General features: G+C 42.2%; 22 protein-coding genes. 8 read left to right on the forward strand and 14 right to left on the reverse strand.

The window, feature by feature from the left end:
• The first annotated feature begins 15 nt into the window (after positions 1-15).
• The 8 genes from VJL_RS07440 to VJL_RS07475 all read left to right on the forward strand — a co-directional run bounded on the left by VJL_RS07440 (position 16) and on the right by VJL_RS07475 (position 9159).
• Complete coding sequence (locus tag VJL_RS07440) at positions 16-690, forward strand: YjbF family lipoprotein (protein WP_038876876.1); 675 nt, start codon at positions 16-18, stop codon at positions 688-690.
• Positions 687-1442 carry a capsule biosynthesis GfcC family protein gene (locus VJL_RS07445; RefSeq protein WP_038876879.1) on the forward strand — a complete coding sequence of 252 codons (756 nt, stop codon included), beginning with the start codon at positions 687-689 and terminating at the stop codon, positions 1440-1442. Before VJL_RS07440 ends, VJL_RS07445 begins: the two co-directional genes overlap by 4 nt.
• A gap of 2 nt (positions 1443-1444) precedes the next feature.
• On the forward strand, positions 1445-3643 hold the full coding sequence (locus VJL_RS07450) for a YjbH domain-containing protein (RefSeq protein ID WP_038876882.1): 2199 nt from the start codon (positions 1445-1447) through the stop codon (positions 3641-3643).
• 152 nt (positions 3644-3795) lie between these two features.
• Entirely contained in the window at positions 3796-4737 is a 942-nt protein-coding gene (rfaD, locus tag VJL_RS07455) for an ADP-glyceromanno-heptose 6-epimerase (protein WP_038876885.1), read from the forward strand.
• Between the two features lie 115 nt (positions 4738-4852).
• On the forward strand, positions 4853-5842 hold the full coding sequence (gene lpxM, locus VJL_RS07460; RefSeq protein WP_038876887.1) for a lauroyl-Kdo(2)-lipid IV(A) myristoyltransferase: 990 nt from the start codon (positions 4853-4855) through the stop codon (positions 5840-5842).
• On the forward strand, positions 5839-6897 hold the full coding sequence (gene waaF / locus VJL_RS07465; RefSeq protein WP_038876890.1) for a lipopolysaccharide heptosyltransferase II: 1059 nt from the start codon (positions 5839-5841) through the stop codon (positions 6895-6897). The genes lpxM and waaF overlap by 4 nt, the downstream gene beginning before the upstream one ends.
• Positions 6891-8156 carry a lipid IV(A) 3-deoxy-D-manno-octulosonic acid transferase gene (gene waaA, locus VJL_RS07470; RefSeq protein ID WP_038876893.1) on the forward strand — a complete coding sequence of 422 codons (1266 nt, stop codon included), beginning with the start codon at positions 6891-6893 and terminating at the stop codon, positions 8154-8156. Before waaF ends, waaA begins: the two co-directional genes overlap by 7 nt.
• 4 nt (positions 8157-8160) lie before the next feature.
• Positions 8161-9159, forward strand: coding sequence for a hypothetical protein (locus VJL_RS07475; RefSeq protein ID WP_038876896.1), 999 nt, complete (start codon positions 8161-8163; stop codon positions 9157-9159).
• Here the strand turns inward: VJL_RS07475 and VJL_RS07480 are convergent.
• The 14 genes from VJL_RS07480 to VJL_RS07545 are packed head-to-tail and all read right to left on the reverse strand — an operon-like array spanning position 9137 to position 20722.
• Complete coding sequence (locus VJL_RS07480; RefSeq protein ID WP_038876899.1) at positions 9137-9832, reverse strand: acylneuraminate cytidylyltransferase family protein; 696 nt, start codon at positions 9830-9832, stop codon at positions 9137-9139. The genes VJL_RS07475 and VJL_RS07480 overlap by 23 nt on opposite strands.
• Positions 9832-10893: a nucleotidyltransferase family protein gene (locus VJL_RS07485; protein WP_038876902.1), complete on the reverse strand. Its 1062-nt coding sequence runs from the start codon at positions 10891-10893 to the stop codon at positions 9832-9834. Before VJL_RS07485 ends, VJL_RS07480 begins: the two co-directional genes overlap by 1 nt.
• Before the next feature lie 14 nt (positions 10894-10907).
• Complete coding sequence (locus VJL_RS07490) at positions 10908-11546, reverse strand: acetyltransferase (protein ID WP_038876905.1); 639 nt, start codon at positions 11544-11546, stop codon at positions 10908-10910.
• Positions 11539-12615 carry an N-acetylneuraminate synthase gene (neuB, locus tag VJL_RS07495; protein WP_038876908.1) on the reverse strand — a complete coding sequence of 359 codons (1077 nt, stop codon included), beginning with the start codon at positions 12613-12615 and terminating at the stop codon, positions 11539-11541. The genes VJL_RS07490 and neuB overlap by 8 nt, the downstream gene beginning before the upstream one ends.
• Positions 12612-13283: a PIG-L deacetylase family protein gene (locus VJL_RS07500; protein WP_038876911.1), complete on the reverse strand. Its 672-nt coding sequence runs from the start codon at positions 13281-13283 to the stop codon at positions 12612-12614. The genes neuB and VJL_RS07500 overlap by 4 nt, the downstream gene beginning before the upstream one ends.
• Before the next feature lie 20 nt (positions 13284-13303).
• The gene (gene neuC, locus VJL_RS07505) at positions 13304-14470 is read right to left on the reverse strand and encodes a UDP-N-acetylglucosamine 2-epimerase (protein ID WP_173400269.1); all 1167 of its coding nucleotides are present in this window, start codon (positions 14468-14470) and stop codon (positions 13304-13306) included.
• Entirely contained in the window at positions 14467-15096 is a 630-nt protein-coding gene (locus tag VJL_RS07510; protein WP_038876914.1) for an HAD family hydrolase, read from the reverse strand. The genes neuC and VJL_RS07510 overlap by 4 nt, the downstream gene beginning before the upstream one ends.
• On the reverse strand, positions 15093-16007 hold the full coding sequence (locus VJL_RS07515; RefSeq protein ID WP_038876916.1) for an ATP-grasp domain-containing protein: 915 nt from the start codon (positions 16005-16007) through the stop codon (positions 15093-15095). Before VJL_RS07515 ends, VJL_RS07510 begins: the two co-directional genes overlap by 4 nt.
• A gap of 2 nt (positions 16008-16009) precedes the next feature.
• A complete protein-coding gene (locus tag VJL_RS07520) occupies positions 16010-17158 on the reverse strand; it encodes a LegC family aminotransferase (protein WP_038876918.1) in 1149 nt (382 codons plus the stop codon).
• 12 nt (positions 17159-17170) lie between these two features.
• On the reverse strand, positions 17171-18361 hold the full coding sequence (locus VJL_RS07525; RefSeq protein WP_038876921.1) for a UDP-N-acetylglucosamine 4,6-dehydratase: 1191 nt from the start codon (positions 18359-18361) through the stop codon (positions 17171-17173).
• Between the two features lie 2 nt (positions 18362-18363).
• Positions 18364-18843: a serine acetyltransferase gene (locus VJL_RS07530; RefSeq protein ID WP_038876923.1), complete on the reverse strand. Its 480-nt coding sequence runs from the start codon at positions 18841-18843 to the stop codon at positions 18364-18366.
• Position 18844: 1 nt separating this feature from the next.
• A complete protein-coding gene (locus VJL_RS07535; protein WP_038876926.1) occupies positions 18845-19570 on the reverse strand; it encodes a glycosyltransferase family 25 protein in 726 nt (241 codons plus the stop codon).
• Between the two features lie 3 nt (positions 19571-19573).
• Positions 19574-20290: a 3-deoxy-D-manno-octulosonic acid kinase gene (locus tag VJL_RS07540; protein WP_038876927.1), complete on the reverse strand. Its 717-nt coding sequence runs from the start codon at positions 20288-20290 to the stop codon at positions 19574-19576.
• 27 nt (positions 20291-20317) lie between these two features.
• Positions 20318-20722 (reverse strand): diacylglycerol kinase, encoded by a 405-nt coding sequence (locus VJL_RS07545; protein ID WP_020195869.1) that lies wholly within the window; start codon positions 20720-20722, stop codon positions 20318-20320.
• Positions 20723-20818 lie beyond the last annotated feature (96 nt).

Consider the following 20818-nt stretch of genomic DNA (forward strand, 5'->3'; position numbering starts at 1 on the left):
TTGTACGAGGGAATAATGAATACCTTTCTATCGCAAAAATGGATGCGCTTACTTGTTGTTTTATCTGTATTAAGCCTCACTTTTGGGTGTACTCAGAAATTCAATGATGTCTCGGCGACCGTTCAAGAAGCTTATGGCAACTACATCGATGTTGAACTGACACCAGAAGAAATTGAAGCCGTTCCTTATGCCAGCGCTTATCTAAAAATCGGCAGCCAAAAGCAAGTCTTTGTTGTTCTAGCCTTTGCAGAATCAAACCCACTAACGGGACAAACCCAACTCAAATGGGTCAGTGCCGATAAAGCGATGGTGGTAACAGAGAATGGCCATATTGTTAAAACCATTGGATTACAAACCACTAACCTAGCCGGTGTCTACGGTGATGTGCCTGCTTACTCAAAATCATCTGTTCAATATGCGCTGTCTTACGATTGGTCTGAGCAATACCGTTACGGCTTTCAAGCTCAGGTAGAGCGATCACGTCAAGGCAAAGAGACGATAACCACTCCTATTTCATCGACAGAAACCGACGTTTATACTGAGCTCGTCACTTTTCCAAGCCTAGAGGAAAGCATAGAGAACACCTACTGGGTAGACAGTAATGGACAAGTGGTGAAAACACGTCAGCACTTGGGACCAAACATGGTGCCAGTTGAATTGACCATTTTGAAAGGGTACAGCAAATCATGAGTAAGCGACTGCTCTCTTTACTAAGCTTAGTGGGTGTTGTCGGTATTACCGCCGTACCTGCTTTAGCCCAGAACCAAAGTTTACCGCCATTACAAGTTGAATTAGTGGGTACTGGAAAAGCCTTACAATTTGAACAGCCAACTCGTTTAGACAACATCCTGAAGCTCGCACAAGAGCAGAACGTTGTCTTGCAATATCCTCTTGCGATTAGTTTGTTTGATGATTCAGAACAGGCACAGCAAGAGAGTCTGGCGTTAAAAAACGCCGTGTTGAACCAAATGATTCAATACAACCTCGTTAGTCATCCATTTTACAATTTTATCCAGCAAAGTCAGTTTGCGCCTCGCGTTCTTTCCGCCGTCGATGTTGATCAAATTCGCTTAGACAAATTTGATAACCCGCTTTTAAAAGGTCAGTTTGCCTTAAGTGCGCCTCAGCGAGCAGAAAAAGTGTTGTATGTGGGCAATGTGGGCAAGGTTTATGCCATCAAAAATCTAGCTGGTATCCCTCTGCATGAACAGATCGATAGCCTAAAAAGCAGTGAGGTTGGTGAACTGGCTCAGCCGCCTATTTTAATCTATCCAAATGGTGAGGTGGTTACCCCTCATCATGGCAGTTGGTTAACCAAACAATATTATTTACCACCTTTGACCATGGTCTATATCCCATTTGACGATTTTGAACAGTCGCCAATGGATCAAGATATCGTCAAACTGCTGTCACAACGTAAACCAACATCGTCGAAGAATTAAATATGAACCTGATAAGAACCAGTTTATCGCTTTCTTTAATGGGTCCAGCGTTGGTTTGGGCTCAAGATATGCCTTTCGAGGCACCACCACTGCAACCTTCACAGATGGACTTTGGTGGTGTGGGTTTAATGCAAATGCCAACTGGCCGTATGGCTCCTGAAGGTGAGTTTAACTTTGCGGTCACTGGTAGCGATGAGTACCTATTTTACAATGTGACCCTGCAAGTGATGCCTTGGCTAGAAACGACTATTCGTTACACCATGGTGAACGACCTTTTCTATAGCGACGACCCAAGCTTCTCTGGTGATACCAAGTACACCGACAAAGGCATCGATTTTAAAGTTCGTTTATTAGAAGAGTCTGAATACTTACCAGAGCTTTCTGTTGGTATTCGTGACTTTGCGGGTACTGGCCTATTTGATGGTGAGTTTGTTGCTGCAACAAAACGCTACTCTAACCCGAACCTTGGTACCTTTGATTTCACCTTAGGTATGGGCTGGGGTTACCTTGGAACACGTGACAATATCAGTAACCCGGCTTGTAAATTGTCAGACAGTTTCTGTGAACGCCCTTCCGACTTTAAAGGCAATGGCGGTAGCGTAGACTTTGAGCGTTGGTTTAAAGGTCCCGCAGCCCTATTCGGTGGTGTGGAATATCAGACACTTCATGCCCCACTACGCTTCAAGCTTGAATACGACAGTAATGACTACAGTGAAGATTTCCCAGTGGTACGCGGTGGCATAGACATGACGCCCCACACACCTTGGAACTTTGGTGTACTTTATCGTTTAGGTCACATGGCGGATTTGCGTTTGAGTTATGAACGTGGCGACACGTTGGTTGCAGGCGTGAGCCTTGACACAAACTTCAATGACATGCCGTCTTTCTGGCGTGATACACCAACGCCAGAAGTTGAAGACAAGCAACCAGAGCAACTGTCTGATGTCGATTGGGATCGCGTTACCGAGGAGCTGGATAAAGTCGCTGGCTACCAAAATACCCAGCTCTATGTTGAAGCCAATACTGTCTCCGTTGTTGGTGAACAGAAGAAGTATCGCGACCGCAACGAAGCGCATGAAAAAGCAGCTGCAGTTCTTTACAACGAGATGCCAGACAACATTGATACCTTTACTATCAATGAACGCAGCCGTGGTTTGCTCGGCGATCAAACGGTTATCTCAAAAGATAAGTACCGTGACTTTGCTGAAGTGAACTACATCAACCCGAATATTGAAGATGCGACGTCTACATCAAGCAATAAGCCTCAGGGCAAACCTGCTTACGATGGATTTGAGCGTTTTGATTGGGGCTTTGCACCAAAACTTGCTCAAACCTTGGGTAACCCAGAAGACTTCTACTTGTTTAGTGTTGGTTTGAGCGGCAACGCTTCTTACTGGCTAACGGACAATTTAGAAATCGGCGGTTCGCTGTACTGGGATTGGTACAACAACTACGACAAGTTTAACTACGTAACACCACCAGATGGCACAAGTGTTCCTCGTGTACGTACTATGTTCCGTGCTTATCAGAATGAACACGCGGTAACTATGTCGAACCTTCAATTGACTTGGTTCCAAGAGTACTCCGATACCATGGACCAGCAGTTTTACGCTGGTTATCTAGAAAGTATGTTTGCGGGTGTAGGTACAGAGTTCTTATACCGTCCAAAAGGCGCAAACTGGGCGCTTGGTGCTGATGTTAACTTAGTTTCTCAACGTGATCCTGAAAGCTACTTTGGTGTTTATGATGAGAAGTGGCAGCATATCCCTGAATACGGCCGTCCATTCCAAGTGGTAGATAAAGGCTTTACTGGCTTTGTATCGGGTTACTACTACCCTCAATGGGATTTCCTACAAGATTTGATGATTCAAGTCGATGTAGGCCAGTTCCTAGCAGGTGATGTCGGTACGCAAGTGAACGTCTCTAAGCAATTCAAGAGTGGCGTGATCGCTGGGGCGTTTGCATCAATTAGTGACTTGTCTGCAGATGAGTTCGGCGAAGGTAGCTTTACGAAAGGCTTCTACATCTCGATTCCATTCGACATCATGACGGTGAAACCAAGCAACAACCGTGCGAACTTTAGCTGGCAGCCATTGACTCGCGATGGCGGGCAGAAGCTAGGTCGTAAATACAGCCTAATTGAACTGACGGATGAACGTAACCCATGGTATCAACGCCCGAATACATCAGATGAAAAGTAATCTAATCACTCATTAGATTACCTAACTAATACAAAGGAAGCTTCGGCTTCCTTTTTGTTTGCCTAGTGACAACGACTTCCCCTAGTACTAGCACCTAAAGGCTTAACTCTGCTAAACTTCCTGAGAAAATTTTAATCTATGGTGGAAGTCTTATGATCATCGTAACTGGTGGTGCTGGCATGATCGGCAGCAACATTGTTAAAGCTCTGAACGAAGCAGGTATTAACGATATTCTGGTTGTCGACAACCTAAAAAATGGCAAGAAGTTTAAAAACTTAGTTGATCTTGATATCACTGATTACATGGATCGTGATGACTTCCTTACCCAAATCATGGCGGGTGATGACTTCGGCCCTATCGAAGCAATCTTCCATGAAGGTGCTTGTTCTGCAACAACTGAGTGGGACGGCAAGTACATGATGCTAAACAACTATGAGTACTCAAAAGAGTTGCTTCATTACTGTCTAGATCGTGAAATTCCATTCCTATACGCGTCATCAGCTGCGACATACGGTGAGACAGAAACGTTTGTTGAAGAGCGTGAATACGAAGGTGCACTTAACGTATACGGTTATTCAAAACAACAGTTTGATAACTATGTACGCCGTCTATGGAAAGACGCAGAGGATCATGGCGAGCAGCTTTCTCAAATCACTGGTTTCCGCTACTTCAATGTGTACGGTCCACGTGAAGATCACAAAGGTAGCATGGCATCGGTAGCTTTCCACCTGAACAACCAAATCAACGCTGGTGAAAACCCTAAGTTATTTGAAGGTAGTGGTCACTTTAAACGTGATTTCGTTTACGTTGGCGATGTATGCAAAGTAAACCTTTGGTTCCTTGAAAATGGTGTTTCTGGCATCTTCAACTGCGGTACTGGCCGCGCGGAGTCTTTCAACGAAGTCGCACAGGCAGCTATCAAACACCACGGTAAAGGTGAGGTTGAGAATATTCCGTTCCCTGAGCACCTAAAAGGCGCTTACCAAGAATTCACGCAAGCCGACCTGACTAAGCTTCGTGCTGCCGGCTGTGATGTAGAATTCAAAACGGTAGCAAAAGGTGTTGCTGAATACCTAGCGATTCAAAACCGTTAATGCCCCACAAAGGTGGTAGTTAACTCTCTACCACCTTTACTCTGATATTATTACTAGTATCATTTCTACATACCTCCACTCGCCTCTCTCCAAAAATATAGGTACTTAAAACTTCATGACTAATCAACGTGATGATTTCGATCCTAAAGCTTATAACCCTGAATTTGAGCGCCACTTTTTAGCGCCGAAGTATTGGGGTACGTGGATAGGCGTTGTCCTTTCTTTGCCGCTTGCTTTATTACCTTTAGCGGTTCAAAAATGGCTAGCAAAAACTATCGCAAAGAAACTGGCTAAATCGCACAAAGGTCCGGCTCACCGAGCTCGTGTCAACTTCGAACTGTGCTTCCCAGAGAAATCATTTGAAGAGCGCGAAGCACTGATTGAAAAAACGCTTTATACCGCGGCATTGTTCTTTTTCCGTTTCAGCTTACTTAGCTTACGTTCATCTAAATGGTTACAGCAGCGTTGCCAGATCCGAGGTTTAGACATCCTTCAAAAACACATCGACAATGATGAGAAAGTCATTTTGATGGTTCCACACTCATGGGCAATTGATATTCCCGCGGTATTGCTTGCTTCGATGGGAATGCCCGTCTCTGCGATGGCAAAAAAGCAGAAAAATGAAGTGGCAGATTGGCTAATGCACGAACAACGTGTGCAATATGGCGGTCGCGTTTATGAGCGCTCTGCTGGTGTTAAGCCGTTTTTGAGATCAGTTCGTGACGGTTACATTGGCTATTACTTACCCGATCAGGATCATGGTCCTGAACACAGCGTTTTTGTCGATTTCTTTGCCACCAGAAAAGCAACGCTTCCTGGTTTAGGTAAAATTGCCAAACTATCACGCGCTAAAGTGTTACCTATGTTTGCTTCTATGAACACAGAAGATGGTACGTTTGATATCGAAATCTTACCGGCGTTTGAGCTAGATAAAGGCGAAGAACAAGACGCTCGCACTTGTAATCAAGCAATCGAGTACTTTGTCGCAAATAAACCAGAACAATACATGTGGGTGCTACAACTTCTGCACTCTCAAGAAGACGGCAATAACTATTACAACCTATTCAAGCCGAGATACAACACTGACTGGCAAATAAGCAAATGAAAAAAATCTTAATTATCGGCCCGTCTTGGGTTGGCGATATGGTGATGTCACAATCACTGTACATCGTTTTAAAGCGACAACATCCAGAAAGCCAAATTGATGTGATTGCTCCAGGCTGGTGTAAACCGATCCTCGAGCGTATGCCTGAGATCCATCAAGCGATTGAGATGCCTCTTGGTCATGGTGAGTTCAATCTTCTTGGCCGCAGAGAGATTGGTAAGTCACTGCGTGAAAAGCAATACGATCATGCTTACGTACTGCCAAATTCAGCTAAGTCTGCTTTGATGCCTTGGTTTGCAAACATCCCACAGCGTACAGGTTGGAAAGGTGAAATGCGTTATGGGCTACTCAATGATCTTCGCCCTAACAAAAAGTCTTTCCAATACATGGTAGAGCGTTATGTCGCGTTAGCCTACCCTAAGGCTGAAATGTTGGATTCGTCCTCTCTGGGAGGCTTAGAAACACTTCCTAGACCTAGCTTGTCTATCGATAAAAAGACTCAGCAAGAGACGCTTAACAAATTCTCTCTGGACCAAACGCTCCCTGTCATAGGGTTGTGTCCAGGTGCCGAATTTGGCCCTGCTAAAAAGTGGCCAGAAACACATTATGCTGAAGTCGCTACTCAAATGGCGGCTAGCGGCCATCAAGTATGGCTGTTTGGTTCTCAAAAGGACCTTGATACCTGTAATAACATCAAGCAGCTCGTGCCGGCTGAGCTTCAACAGAGAATTCACGTTCTCGCTGGTCAAACCAGCTTGATTGAAGCCGTTGATCTGCTGGCGGCATGTCAGACTGTTGTAGCTAATGACTCTGGTCTTATGCACGTAGCGGCAGCTGTTGGCTGTAATGTTGTTGCAGTCTATGGCTCAACCTCACCAAAGTACACACCACCGCTTGCGGAAAAGGTAGAAATTGTTCACACCGATATTGACTGCCGCCCATGCTTTAAGCGTGAGTGTGAGTTCAAGCACCTTAAGTGTTTAACTGACTTATCACCAAAACAGGTGCTAGACAGCATCCAAAAACTTGAAGCGATAACGGTAAGTTCATGCTAATTCGCATTTTTTACACATTGCTGCTTGCCCTTGCCTCCCCTTTCCTATTGTTTGGTTTATATAAAAGTAAACCGAACAAGCCCAAATTTGGTCAACGATGGAAAGAGCATTTTGGTATAACCCCAAAGCTAGAGACAACTGAGCGCCCTATTTGGATTCATGCGGTTTCGGTAGGTGAAAGCATCGCCGCTATCCCACTCATTAAAGAGTTGAAAAAGCAAAAACCAACCCAACCTATTTTGGTCACCACCACAACCAGTACTGGTGCGGAACAAATTGCTAAGTTGGGCGACTTAGTGGAACACCGCTATATGCCTATCGATTTTGGTTTTGCCGTGAAAGGCTTTATAAAGGCAATACGCCCAAAGCAAATGTTGATAATCGAAACCGAGCTTTGGCCAAACACGCTTAATACTGTCCACGATGCAGGAATCCCTATCATAGTGGTCAACGCTCGCCTCTCTGAAAAGTCGTGTAGGAACTACGCAAAAGTGCAGCCACTGTTTGACCTCCTACATCCATGCATAGATAAACTCCTTTGCCAGACGGAGTCAGATGCTGGGCGTTTCGAACGTTTAGGTATCGAGAAAAACAAACTTTTTGTTACTGGCTCGATAAAGTTTGATATCCAAATATCGGACGACGTAAAAGAAAAAGCTAAAGCGCTAAGAGATGCCCTTGGATTAGAGCGCCCGATTTGGATAGCTGCCAGCACTCATAAAGGCGAAGATGAGCAAATGCTAGAAGCTCACAAGAAAATCTTAGAATCTCACCCGAACGCACTTTTAATCCTTGTTCCTCGCCATCCGGAGCGATTCGATAATGTATTTGAGCTGTGCCAAAAGCTAGGTTTTGAAGCCGCTCGACGCACAAGCCGAACAGAAATAACGGAGTCGACCCAAGTTTACCTTGGAGACACCATGGGTGAGATGCTTACCTTGATTGGATCAGCCGACATTTGCTTTATGGGTGGTAGTTTGATTGGCGATAAAGTTGGTGGGCATAATGTTCTAGAGCCTGCGGCTTTAGGTGTGCCGGTCATCACTGGGCCGAGCTACTATAATTTTAAAGAAATTGTTGAAGATCTAATTGAAAAAAAAGCAATAAAGCTCGCCAACGCAGGACTCTCCCTATCGATTCAAGTGGTAAATTTGATAGATTGTGAAGAAGAGCGAGTTACAATGTTAGAAAACGCTGCTCTTACCTTGAAAAACAACAAGAATGTGATCAGTAAATCATTAAATCTCATTACGCGGTAGTTCCATGAATTTATTTCTAGTCACCTCACCACTACAATATGTTTGTGCTTTAGAAGCTAAAGAATATTTTTCTTGTAAAGAATCAATACTTCTATTAGTAAATCAAAAAAGTAAACATGGCTTAGAGCAACAGAACAAACTCGTTAAAAAAGAAGATTGGGCCGCAGTTATCGAAATTGAACGTAACAATCGTAGCTTTAGTGTTCCAAAAGCAATCAAAAAAATAAAAGAGTTAATGCCAAAAGGAGCATACTTAGAAAGATTTTTTTATGCAGAATATAACGCCTGGTGGACCAAGCTCTTATCTCGTAACTTACTAATTAAAAAAGAAGTTTACTTTGATGATGGCACTCTTACCCTATCTGAGTATAATAAATTCATCTTACCCAAAGCGAGCTTCCATAGGCCAAGATTAATCCAAGATTTCATTATAAGACTTCATGGACTGAAACCTGTTGGGCACCTACCGCAATCGAGATCGTTAGAGGTATTCACACTATTTAATTTAGAACGAGCGCATGTACCCATACATAAGAATGATTTGGTCAGATTAAAACACTCTTATGGACACCCCGCTCTTTTTGACACTTCGGCTGCATTAGGCTTTATAGGTCAAGGGGCTGTTGGCGATAAAAACCAGAAGTCTGTCAGGGAATATCTTGAAGAGCTTGAAACTCTAGCTAAGCTAGCTAATTCCAAAATCATTTATTTCCCTCATCGCACAGAAAGAAATGAGGTAAAAGAAGCACTGATGAATTTAGACTATATTACTTATCATCGTGGTGAGTACCCTTTGGAGATTGAACTTATAGACAAAAATATAAAGCTCTCCGCACTTATCGGAACATTTTCAACAGTAATGTTTACATGTAGATTACTTTATCCGGATATGCCGATTTACACTCTATCAGATACACATCCGGACAAAATTTTTCAGACTGAGCTAAGAAAGCAGCTAAAAAAAATCAACGTAAAAAACTTTACTCATTACGCTTCTTCATAAAAAACTCTGCAATCTCAAAATCAATTTTATTATCTATATCTACAGAGTCGTAGTTATCCATGATATAGGCGTAGGATTCAGAGGTATAACGAATATCACCAAATGCTTTTAGCTTGCTGACATCAAATATATAAATAGCACCATTCAACCGATAATATGCACCGAGGTCTTGAGAACGTTGTAAGGCTTCTGGGCGTAAAAAGTTTTCCATAGAGTAGTCCTCTGGTAGGGTATTAGCCCAAAGTGGAGGATGCTCGCATGGCGTTACAGATACGACCGAAAATGCTTTTTTAGTGCAGAACAGGTCTAATGCTTGATCTATGTGTTCCGATGTTCGCAAAGGCGACGTTGGTTGCAATACAACAACAATATCAGCATCTTGTGCAAAGCTTTCAAGTGTATAAAATAAAGCTGATTCAGTTTTGGCCGTATCTGACGCTAGCTCTGAAGGTCTAAGCCCTGGAACTGTAGCACCTACTTTTGAGCTAATACTCGCAATTTCTTCATCGTCAGTACTGACCAAAATTTCATCAACAAAACTACTATTTTGAGCCGCATTTATAGACCATTCAATCAATGGTTTATTGGCCAAATGAAGTACATTCTTTCTAGGGAGGCGCTTACTACCACCTCTGGCTGGAATAAACGCAACAACTTTTTTTCCATGAATCATTAGAACATTCCTAAGCTATGTATGTCTGCTTGTGCTCGATTAAAATCATCCATGCGGCCTATATCTAACCAATACTCATGAATGGGGAACATTAACACCTTTTCTCTCTGGCGCATGTGCTCTTCGAGTAAAGTAGGCATATCAATATGATAGTTTTTTGGAACAGAGCGAATCACGCGAGGTGAAACGACATATATACCCGCATTAACAAAAAACCTTTGGATTGGCTTCTCGATCATACTCGTGATTTTATTCCCCTCGCCATTAATTACACCATAGGGAATCTGGTAGTCATACTCCCGAACACACATTGTCGCATCTGCATCATTTTCGATGTGAAAATCCAGCAGTCGTTGGAAGTCAACTTTCGTTAACACATCACCATTCATCATAATCAAAGGCAGATCTTTAGGTAAATCTTTCGGCAGCAAGCCGAGAGCTCCCCCGGTACCCAATGGTTCATCTTCATGAACATAACTGATAGAGACTCCAAATGACTGACCATCACCAAAATGGGCTTTAATTTGTTCTGGCATGTAATGCGTCGAAATATAGAAGTTAACGAAGCCAGCTTTAATAAAACTTCGAATTACCGTCTCCAAAATAGGCTTGTCACCTATTTTCAACATAGGTTTAGGGCATTTATCTGTTAAAGGCCGTAGACGCGTTCCAAAGCCGCCTGCCATAATGAATACGGGATTATTTCTTTTAGGCTTACTCAAAGCATGTTGGAGCGTTTCGAGCCCCACGACCGCACCATTACTATCTATAAGGGGAATAGATAAGATTCCCTTGGACTCCATCAACTCGGCTAACTCTTCACCAGAAGTCCCTATTCTCGCCGTTATTGGAGATACACTCATGACTTCAACGACACTTGTCGTTAGAGGTAAATTTTGTAATAGCCCTCTTCGAATATCACCATCAGTCAAAACTCCAAGCAACTTATTTTTATCACCAACAACAATCGCTATTCGTAGGGCCTCCTTATTGATAACTTCCAACGCCTCTAATAGTGTTGCTGACGGTTCAATTAACACGCTCTTCCAACAATGACTCATAACACACCTGATATTTATTTAATTAACGCCCGAGAGGGGTAGCATGTTCGCCCAGCACCTAATGAACTAGTCAAAGTTGCCCCAGCCCCCACTACCGAATTAGTCCCAATGGTCATGTTATTGATAACTACAGCTCCAGCACCGACGTATACATTTTGCCCCGTCGCCACCTGTCCGCACAATGTAGCATTAGGTGCAACATGATTGTAAGAACCAAGACAGCTATCATGCTCAACAATTGCACCAGTATTTATAATTGAGTGCTCACCAATAAGCACCCCTGCTTGTACAATCGCTCCCTGCAGTATTTGAACACCTTCACTTAATACAGCATGGGATGAAACTTGGGCACTATCAGATATTACAGTTTCAAACTGATAGCCTTTTTCAATAAAGTAGTTATTTATTTCTTGCCTAACATTGAGACGCGGACTAGGGCCTATGCCGTTAACCAACAACACATCTCTAGGAGCATATGATTCAATATCAGAATCAGATTTTAGTCGCAAAATCTCGCGAAAGACTCGTCGACTTCTAATACAATCTGGACTGATAACCGCTTTAATTGTCCTATTTTGTCTTATAAGGATATCCACTAAGACACTAGCATGACCTCCACCACCAATAATGATTAGTGGGCACAGTTTACTCACGGATGAGCTCTCCCGCCTTATAACTTCGATGTGCTATTTTCCCAAGAACGCTCCAATACTCATAAGGACTCATACCTTCCCCCGGTCTTTTTACACTGAGGTTATCGTTATCAAAGGTTTCACCTTGCTGAATATCCCTCTGTGCAACTAAGCTCTTTCGAGCTACAGTTTTATTTTTCAATTCAGACGCCGTCGGTACCTTTACACCATTACCTAGCGCTTGCTCAACTTGTCTGATAGCTGAGACCATTGCCTTCAACTCTTTAGGGTTTAGGGACGCTTTATGATCCGGCCCTTCCATTTCCTTATCTAGTGTAAAGTGCTTCTCAACTATAACGGCCCCCTTTGCGACAGCAGCAATAGGAATAGCAATACCTTCACTATGATCCGAGTAACCGGCGAGAACACCAAAACTTCGGCCCAATGTATCCATAGCTCTCAAATTAATTTCATCAAATGGCGCAGGATATTCTGTGGTACAGTGCAATAAGGTTACTTTGCTTTGCAATGCTGCTTGACCTTCCGGAGACGCATAGGCTTCGCTGAAAGCTTGCTGCGATGGCTCTGCATTAGCAGCAGCGGTATAACCAAAAGCAATAACACCTAAGGTCGCTTCCACTTCAGCTAAAGTCGCTAACCCTGTCGATACGATAAGATCGCAACCAGTACGAGCATGCTCTAGAACTAAGGGAGCATTGGTGATTTCACCAGAAGGAATTTTTAACTTCTTAAGCTTCAAGTCATTAGTCAGAAAGCTCAAACTTTCACTATCAAAAGCAGTGGAAAGAAACTCAATACCAAGCTTTTCACTATGAGCTATCAAAGCATGATGCGCTTCATAGGAAAGTTCCAAGCGACTAAGCATCGATAATTGCGACTCTTCAGACTTCATATTGTTCACTTGATATTCAGCTTGCTTTGCTGTTTCCGTCACCAAATTTTTAGCTTTAAACGTTTGAAATTTGACTACATCTGCACCTGCCTCGTGAGCTGCATCAACGAGTTTAAACGCAAGAGCCTCATCACCATTATGATTCACGCCAGCTTCTGCAATAATAAGAGTTTTCATATAACCTCTTTTAATAACATGAATGCCTCTGCAGCCTGAGAACCAGCTTGTACTCCACGAATAGTCGCAAGTGCATTCAATGCCTTTCGGCTTCTTGGAAATGGAAAAGCCCCCACTTCCGATTCAAATATATCTAAAATATCGAGCTTTCTATCCAAATGCTTTTCAATATTAATGAAAACATTTGGACGAAAGCCGCCATCCTCAGGTTTCATGCCAAAATCTGTTTCAGATATCGTTTCGTAAGCATAAACTTTCTTTACAAACGGATAGCGGAAGGTTTTCGTTGCAGACGCCACCGCATCAAAAACAATCTCATGGTCACTGTGGGCATCATTGCGATACACTGTAAATACTTGCTCCGGCCTAACCTTTCCTACCACTTTACAGATAGCACCAACTAACTCCCCTTTGGGTATTGTTTCTAGTTTAGCCGGCGGAAAATTTAACTGATGGACACTTGAAAATTGGTACTCATGAAAAACAGAATGTATTTCTTCATTACGTTTCTTAATTTGTTCTTGTGAAAAGCCAGATTCTTCGCTCATGCCCGTAACTAGTAACCAATGAACTTGATAGCCTTCTTCAACAAGTCTTAAGATCGTCCCTCCACATCCCAATGTCTCGTCATCAGCATGAGGAGCAACAATTAGCACAGATTTATTCATCTTTTACCTTTCAGTTTTAACTAAACAAGCTTCTCTTTCACTAACCACTTAGTATCCGAAAGGTCAACATCCCTAATGAAATTTTCAATAATATCAGCAGCTTGACCACTACCATATGGATTGTCTAGATTGGCAATATAGTTGCGATATTTGATGTCAAAGACAGCTTGTTCGATAGCAGAAACGATGTCACTTTCTTGATAACTAACAAATTTAACATTACCAGCATTCAAGCGTCCTCGTTGTCTATGCCCTACATTCACTACTGGAAGTTTATACATTGGAGCTTCAAGAATTCCCATGCTTGAATTGCCGACAAGAGCTTTCGCATTTCGTAGAAGATTGACAAATATCGAGCGAGGCAACGTTTGTTGAAGCAAAATTCTGTCAGATTCAAACTCTTTGTATGCCTGAATAATCTCATACGAACCTGGATCACTATTAGGTGTAATACAAACTGCTTTTAACCCCTTATCTTGACACACTTTATCAATAGCCTTTAACGTAGACGTCATTTGCTCATAAGCACTCTCATGCTCAGAAGATAACGGGTGTTTCAAAACAACAATATAGTCAGATAGCTCGGAGCCGATAAAATTAGAAACATCGGCCATACTAAGTTGAGGCTCATTAGTGATATTATCTAGCCCCGGCGTACCGCAGAAAGAAATTCGCCACTCATCTTCCCCCATACTTACCAAATTTTTTGAGTATGGTTGAGCAGTTGTAAAATGAATATGTGCGAGTTTACTCACTGCCATACGAATAGGATCATCCGCATTTCCCCAGACAGGGTCTCCACCTCCTATATGAGCAACAACTACATCCATATAGTTCCCTACAATTGCGGTAGCAATGCTTTCTTCTCGATCTCCAACCACAAGAAGTAGATCTGGTTTCTCTCTCTCTACAGTCTGAGTTAGGCCTGAAATTAACTGGGCAACCGCTTTGCTACGTTGTGTCGAACGGTTAGTGGTAAACAAAGTATCAATACGATCTGCAATTTCAAAACCATCACTTTCAACACGGTCAATGGTACTACCATGCCAATCGGAGAGGTGAGCGCCAGAAACTACGACTTTTAGCTCAAAATCATCACTATCAGCGAACCGCTTAATTACAGGGTAAAGAATATCGTATTCTGAACGAATACCAGTTACCGCTAAAATACGCTTAATTTTCTTCATTGTTTTGTTCCAAAAATAAAGGGAATTGCTTCCTCTAATACCTGAATTGATTCTGAGTTATTTCCGTGCAACCATAATGAGGCGATCTGAGCATTTCGCCCCCCTAAATAGTCATTGTTATAACTATCGCCAATCATTAATGCATTTTCTGGTTTACAATCAAAAAACTCCAATACATTCTGGAAGCATCTAATATCTGGCTTTTCATACTTCTCAGAGTTCTCCCTAGCATAAAACACTTTATCTACATGCGCTTCAAGCCCTAAATTACGAACTTTATTCTTCTGAACATCCACTACACCATTAGTGAGGACTGCGGTGCTAATTTGATTGCTTTTTAATATTTCTAAAAAGCGGGAAGAGGATTGTGGCAAATTTATTGCGAATTCAGCTGTGCTATAGAGTAAAAAGAGTAAGTCATGATTTTGTGGAGTATAGCTAGAAGCCATTGTTAACGCTTCTCTCAATATATCTCGACTTTCTTTCCTATTTATAGAGTCAAATGCTCGAAGCAGAGAGCCGCTATCTAATTCGTTAGCTTGCTCATAGGACGAAAAAACACCAGAGAAGTAATCTCTTTCACTATAAATCGTGTCATCAAGATCCAAGATCACTAACTGTTTCATTGAGTAAAAAACTCCTCATAAGCACGGAACATTTTCATTCCCCACTTAACATTCAAATCACATTCCGAAACGCTATTACCTTGTAATATATTGATAAAGTGAGGAATCCAGTTTGTTGTCGCAGCAAAGCCTAGAGCCATGCCACCAGCGATTCTTGGGTTCACTTCGACAAAATAAAGTTCTTCACCATCAAGAAAACACTGAATATTAATGGGGCCAATAAACTCAATGCATTTTGCCAAACGAGTAACTTCTCTCTCTATGATCGAGTTTTGTACTACAACCCCACCGGTTGATTTGCCATTTATAACTCCAAGCCGTTTCCTCGGGACGATGTATACTGGTTTGTTATCCGCATCAAATAGACAGTCAACTGTGTATTCCTCTCCCTGAAGTACAGTTTGAGATATATCATCTTCAGTGAACTTAGAACGTCGTTTTTCTTCATCGTGTTCGATAAAAATACCAACGCTACCTCTACCAAAGCGGGGTTTGACTAAAGGATAAATTGGTTCAAGAGATGACTTAGCACATGGTAAGTCATTACTCGCAAAAAATTCTGCTGTTTTCCACTTATCTTGAAAGACTCGTATAGTTTCTACTGGTGAAATAAGTACTTTTATACCTAAAGCCTCGAGCTTTGTTTTTCGCTCTGCCCAACCATTAAGCATTTCATCGAAGGAGGGAATAACAACATCTATTTTGCTCTCAACCAAACATTGCTCAACTTTGTCCCATAAATTTGGGTCATTTTTCTTTGGAAAAATAACAAAATCATCTGCCAACACTTTTGCAGCACAATTTACTGAGATATCCGATGCCACAGCAATATGACCAGACTGTTGAATAGCCTTAATCATATAGGCACTAACCGGGCTACCAGCTGCTTCTGTAAGAATTCGTTTCTTCATACTTATTCACTTATTATTGGAGTACTAGGCAAGTTAACTAAGTGAGCCTCAATAAATTCAGAATACGTTAGGTCACCACGTATTGAATTCTCAAACATAGGCAATCTATGCATAAGTTGCCAAATTGGCCGAGTCATCACTCCAGAATCATTTGTGACACTGAGGATCTCTTCGCGGCTTTCTTTATCCGTGCAAATGATCGCATTTAACCAATAGTTTGACTGCGCATACTCAGGTTCAGTGACAAACTTGGTGTCTGAACCTTTAAAAAAGTCCTTGTAACCTTCGGCAAGCAATCTCTTTTGTTTTAGGTACTGCTCGATAACTTCCATCTGAGCACATCCTAGAGCTGCATTCAGGTTTGGCATACGATAGTTGAAACCAGGTTCATCATGGAAGAACTCATACGGATGAGGAACTTTTGCTGTCGTAGTGACATGCTTAGTTCGCGCACCTAATTCTTGAGTCTTACATAACACCATGCCGCCACCGCCTGTGGTGATGATCTTATTACCATTGAAGCTGACAGCACCAAAATCACCAATAGTACCGGTGTGCTTGCCCTTATAGAACGAGCCTAGGCTTTCTGCGGCATCTTCAACCAACGTAATGTTCCATTTCAAGCAAACGACAACCAGTTCATCAAGCTCTACAGGGTGACCAAACGTGTGCATTGGTACAACGGCTTTGATTCTTCGACCTGTTTTTTTATGGATACACCCCGCATCTGTAACTTCAGCATTCTCTTCTAAAAATGTATCCACAGCCTTAGGGCACAACCCTAAACTCACTGGAGATACATCCAGAAAAACAGGCTCAGCCCCCATATGATAAAGAGCATTGCAAGTTGCAACAAAAGTCAAAGCTTGCGTAATAACCAGGTCACCTCTTTGAACATCAGCCATGTACAATGCAGCATGCAATGCTGCAGTGCCATTCACTGTCGCTACTGCTTTGGCGGTACCAGTGTAAGCTTCAATTTTTTTCTCAAAATCATCAACAAACTTACCGACGCTAGAAACAAATGTACTTTCAATCGTTTCCATTACGTACGCTTTTTCGTTGCCATCGAAAGTCGGTGCATGTAAGGGAATAAATTCGTCAGTTTTGTAAGTATCTCTCACAAATTCAACAATAGATGTCGCTTTCATTGAATGCTCCACTTACATCTTGCTATCGAGGTATTTACCCGTTTCTTTGTGCCCAAAATCAGGGATCATGGTAAAGAACAGTTTCACAATCTGCTCTTTAGTCCAAGCTCGCTCATCTTTCATCTCAGAGATGCTGTTTTCAAACAAAGTAAGAAGCTCTTGCTCATAAAGAGGTTCATTTTTGATGATGCCCAGATTTTCGAATCGAGACATATCCAGCTCTTCTTTATCTGTAAAAAACTCTTCGAAGTCTTTTTCACCCGTTGTATCACTTGCAGTAAACAAACATGGCCACTTACCCTGCTCTGGAAGCGTATGTGCAAGTTGACGAGCTTCTTCTTCTGTTTCACATAGGTGAGGTTCAAAACCAAGTTGCTCTAGGTATTTCACCGCGATATCTGCAAACGAAATAAGATGTAGAGCTTCACTTAGTTTCGGGAAGAAAATGTCTCGGTTTTCGCCAAAGATACAAGACATTAAACATAGTTCTCCCGACTCTTGAGGAGTAACAAAGTAACGCTTGATGTCGTTTGGAGCCACGATAGGTTGGCGCTTTTGGATACGTTGGTTAAATCCGTGAAGTAGCGAGCCATCAGAGAATGCCACATTTGCAAATCGAGCAGTTGAGATTGCCATTTGCTCGCTTTTACGCATCAGGAACATTTCCATAATACGTTTGGATGCTCCCATCATATTGACTGGGTTTGCAGCTTTATCAGTTGAAACACAGAAGTACTTTTTCGCACCAGCATCAATAGACTGCTGGATCGTTTTGTCGGTATTAAAAACATTCACATCGATCATGCGCATCAGTGTATAAGGATCTTTTTCACTTCTAACATGCTTAAGCGCAGATAGGTTCAATACATAATCGAACTTACCATCGGCTTTAATGAATGCATCGTACTCCAGAGAACCAATGTCCAAAGCAAATGTTTGGAAGTCACCATCAATATAACCAAATGAGCTACGGATATCTCGAACAAGCTCTACCATATTGTTTTCACTAATATCGACAACATGTAGCTTCTTAGGGTTACGTTTAAAAATCTCTTTAGTTACCGCTTGTCCGATAGAGCCAGCTCCACCCAGAACAAGGAAACTTGACGCAGAAACAATGCGTGACAGTTCAGATTCATGATGCTGAATGTCTTGATCAAACAAAGCCTCAGTTCGGCCAATCAGGTTTAATATTGAAGTCATTGCTATTCTTTCTCTAATTGAGGCTTTCTAGCCGTAATACTTTTATTATTGCCCACTATCGAGCTGTTATCAGCCACGTTTTTTGTGATGACCGCATTTGCTCCAACGTAACAATTCTTACCAATTGAAATCCCGCCAATAACCTTTGCTCCACTGCCAATGTAAGTATTTTCTGACACGTGGGCCATTGAGTTATCGGAGTCAAAGTTGCTGCCAATCGTGACTTGTTGATAAATTCGACATCCTTTTTCCACTTTTGCTTGCGAACCGATAACAATTCCACAAGGGTGAGGAAACAATACCGTTGGATGAATATCGGCTAAATGGCTAACATCACAGTTGTAAACATAAAAAATACGTCGTTGAAAACGCTTGCGTATAAAACGAGAGTGTTGCGTACCCCAAAACATTAGATCTAATTCGGCACGAAACTTTTTTGAGGGTTCAGACGTAGAAAGCCATTTTATCAATAGTTTAAGCATACTATTCGACCTTCTTCGGTGGGTTTCGAAATAAATACCATTTACGCCAAAGAGCACACTGAATAGAATACAACTCCCGCGTAAATCGATTCATTTTATTACTCTTCTCGAGCTTACCGACACTAGAATCAAAATCTGTTTCATTCTTAACGATACCTGGCATTATGCCTCGGCATGAAACTTCATTTGACCAAAACTGGTCCATGTAATCATCAACAGGCAGTAGCCATTCTTGAGCAGATTCAATGAACCTTTTTGCAGCCATTGGAGTGACGAAGTAAGATCGAGTTGCGCCTGGGCCTCGTAAATACTCGACGACATCATGAGATCTATATGAACCAATTTTGACGAATGGCCGTTTGCGTCCATTAACAAATAAACGAACATAACCATATGGTTGGAGCTCGTTGATGTTTTTCATCGAATCATCAAAACATTCTTCTAGTTGAGCATCATCCTCAATGACAACTATCGGCTCATTTAACTCTAGGCACTTTTCCCAAAGCAAATAGTGACTGGCGAAGCACCCCAATTCACCTGGCGTCATTCCATAGCCTTTCACTCTAAGTCTTTTCTCAACGTTGTACTTGCTAAACAGAGGATGCTCGCCTTTACGTCCATCTATTGCATCAAAAAACTCAAAGTCTTGCTCTACACCAGCAAATTGAGCTTCGATATGCGCGCGGCGCTCAACTGCGCTTTCCAAACTAATCACAAACGTACGCATTCTCTATCCTTTATTACTTTGGTGGTAACCGCTTAGCAAACAGTCAAAGTCTTGGAGGCTCCACGCAATCGCGCATTTACCTTTTTCTTTCTTAAATGAGCGCAATAGTCGCTCTAAATTCTCTTTAGAAACCTTAGTATCTGTAGATGAAAAGCACTTATCAAAGTCGATAATCCAGACCTTGTCTTGATCATCAATTAAGATGTTATGAATGTTCAAGTCGGTATGGTTCACATTAACTTTATGCATCTTGGCAATTTCTTGCCCAATCTTTTGGTACATCACTTTCGGTAATGGTTTTTCTTGCAAAATACTGACCAAGTCTCTGGCATTTGGGATTCTTTCGCTGAGAAGATCCGCTTGGTAAATCAAACCTGTTTTAACTGCTCGCGCGGCAATCGGGCGAGGAACATTAACGCCGGCATCTATCAAAATCTGCAAAAGGTTTAACTCCTGAGCACTACGAGTTTGTTCCCAACCAGAAAACCAGTATTGGTCTTTCACAAGTTTGCCGAATAGACCACCTCGGCGATAATGTCGAAGGGCAGCTTGCATAGAGTCTAGTTGAACAAACCAGGTAGTACCCCGACCAGAAGCACTGCCCAAGATTTTACCTTGTTCTTGCCAATAGCCGGCATCAAACAATGGCAATGTTGGGTCTGAAATGATTTCATCATCAAACCAAATCGTGCAATTACCTTGTTGTGAAGTTTGAATCATATCTTTAATACCCACAGCTAAAGTGATCTAGAGATAAAGACTAAGCAAGATATACAGCCATGTGAATCCAGCGAACGCTAATGCCACCATAACTGCCGCTGACCCTATATCTTTTGCTCGCCCACTCAATTCATGATGTTCGACGCCTACGCGATCCACTACCGCCTCTATCGCGGAATTGATCAACTCAACAATCAAAACAAGAACGACGACACCAAGCATCAAAATGCGTTCTATGACACTCAAGTCAAAAACACACACCAAAACGATAGCAATGGCTAGCATCACAAGCTCTTGTCTAATCGCTGCTTCGTGTTTAAACGCCGCCCTTAAGCCTTTCGCAGAATATCCCGTAGCTTTGATGATGCGCTTTAAACCAGTGTTTCCAGGTTTACCCGAATTTGGAGATTGATGTTGTTGGCTATTTGACATTGCGAAGACTCGTCAGTGCTCAGTATAGAAGCGGTGTATTTTACATTTATTGGGGATGTCTGCATAATTTACCTGCATCTATTTATCTGATCAGAC

The organism is Vibrio jasicida CAIM 1864 = LMG 25398, from assembly GCF_000400365.1.
Lineage (GTDB): Bacteria > Pseudomonadota > Gammaproteobacteria > Enterobacterales > Vibrionaceae > Vibrio > Vibrio jasicida.

What these genes read in the sequence shown, in the direction of transcription:
- VJL_RS07500 (WP_038876911.1), bottom strand. Translation starts at nt 13,283, where the DNA reads ATGAATAAATCTGTGCTAATTGTTGCTCCTCATGCTGATGACGAGACA.
- neuB (WP_038876908.1), bottom strand. Translation starts at nt 12,615, where the DNA reads ATGAAAACTCTTATTATTGCAGAAGCTGGCGTGAATCATAATGGTGAT.
- VJL_RS07545 (WP_020195869.1), bottom strand. Translation starts at nt 20,722, where the DNA reads ATGTCAAATAGCCAACAACATCAATCTCCAAATTCGGGTAAACCTGGA.
- VJL_RS07440 (WP_038876876.1), top strand. Translation starts at nt 16, where the DNA reads ATGAATACCTTTCTATCGCAAAAATGGATGCGCTTACTTGTTGTTTTA.
- VJL_RS07445 (WP_038876879.1), top strand. Translation starts at nt 687, where the DNA reads ATGAGTAAGCGACTGCTCTCTTTACTAAGCTTAGTGGGTGTTGTCGGT.
- VJL_RS07515 (WP_038876916.1), bottom strand. Translation starts at nt 16,007, where the DNA reads ATGAAGAAACGAATTCTTACAGAAGCAGCTGGTAGCCCGGTTAGTGCC.
- neuC (WP_173400269.1), bottom strand. Translation starts at nt 14,470, where the DNA reads ATGAAGAAAATTAAGCGTATTTTAGCGGTAACTGGTATTCGTTCAGAA.
- VJL_RS07480 (WP_038876899.1), bottom strand. Translation starts at nt 9,832, where the DNA reads ATGATTCATGGAAAAAAAGTTGTTGCGTTTATTCCAGCCAGAGGTGGT.
- VJL_RS07475 (WP_038876896.1), top strand. Translation starts at nt 8,161, where the DNA reads ATGAATTTATTTCTAGTCACCTCACCACTACAATATGTTTGTGCTTTA.
- VJL_RS07540 (WP_038876927.1), bottom strand. Translation starts at nt 20,290, where the DNA reads ATGATTCAAACTTCACAACAAGGTAATTGCACGATTTGGTTTGATGAT.
- VJL_RS07525 (WP_038876921.1), bottom strand. Translation starts at nt 18,361, where the DNA reads ATGACTTCAATATTAAACCTGATTGGCCGAACTGAGGCTTTGTTTGAT.
- VJL_RS07530 (WP_038876923.1), bottom strand. Translation starts at nt 18,843, where the DNA reads ATGCTTAAACTATTGATAAAATGGCTTTCTACGTCTGAACCCTCAAAA.
- rfaD (WP_038876885.1), top strand. Translation starts at nt 3,796, where the DNA reads ATGATCATCGTAACTGGTGGTGCTGGCATGATCGGCAGCAACATTGTT.
- VJL_RS07510 (WP_038876914.1), bottom strand. Translation starts at nt 15,096, where the DNA reads ATGAAACAGTTAGTGATCTTGGATCTTGATGACACGATTTATAGTGAA.
- VJL_RS07450 (WP_038876882.1), top strand. Translation starts at nt 1,445, where the DNA reads ATGAACCTGATAAGAACCAGTTTATCGCTTTCTTTAATGGGTCCAGCG.
- VJL_RS07535 (WP_038876926.1), bottom strand. Translation starts at nt 19,570, where the DNA reads ATGCGTACGTTTGTGATTAGTTTGGAAAGCGCAGTTGAGCGCCGCGCG.
- waaF (WP_038876890.1), top strand. Translation starts at nt 5,839, where the DNA reads ATGAAAAAAATCTTAATTATCGGCCCGTCTTGGGTTGGCGATATGGTG.
- VJL_RS07485 (WP_038876902.1), bottom strand. Translation starts at nt 10,893, where the DNA reads ATGAGTCATTGTTGGAAGAGCGTGTTAATTGAACCGTCAGCAACACTA.
- VJL_RS07520 (WP_038876918.1), bottom strand. Translation starts at nt 17,158, where the DNA reads ATGAAAGCGACATCTATTGTTGAATTTGTGAGAGATACTTACAAAACT.
- lpxM (WP_038876887.1), top strand. Translation starts at nt 4,853, where the DNA reads ATGACTAATCAACGTGATGATTTCGATCCTAAAGCTTATAACCCTGAA.
- waaA (WP_038876893.1), top strand. Translation starts at nt 6,891, where the DNA reads ATGCTAATTCGCATTTTTTACACATTGCTGCTTGCCCTTGCCTCCCCT.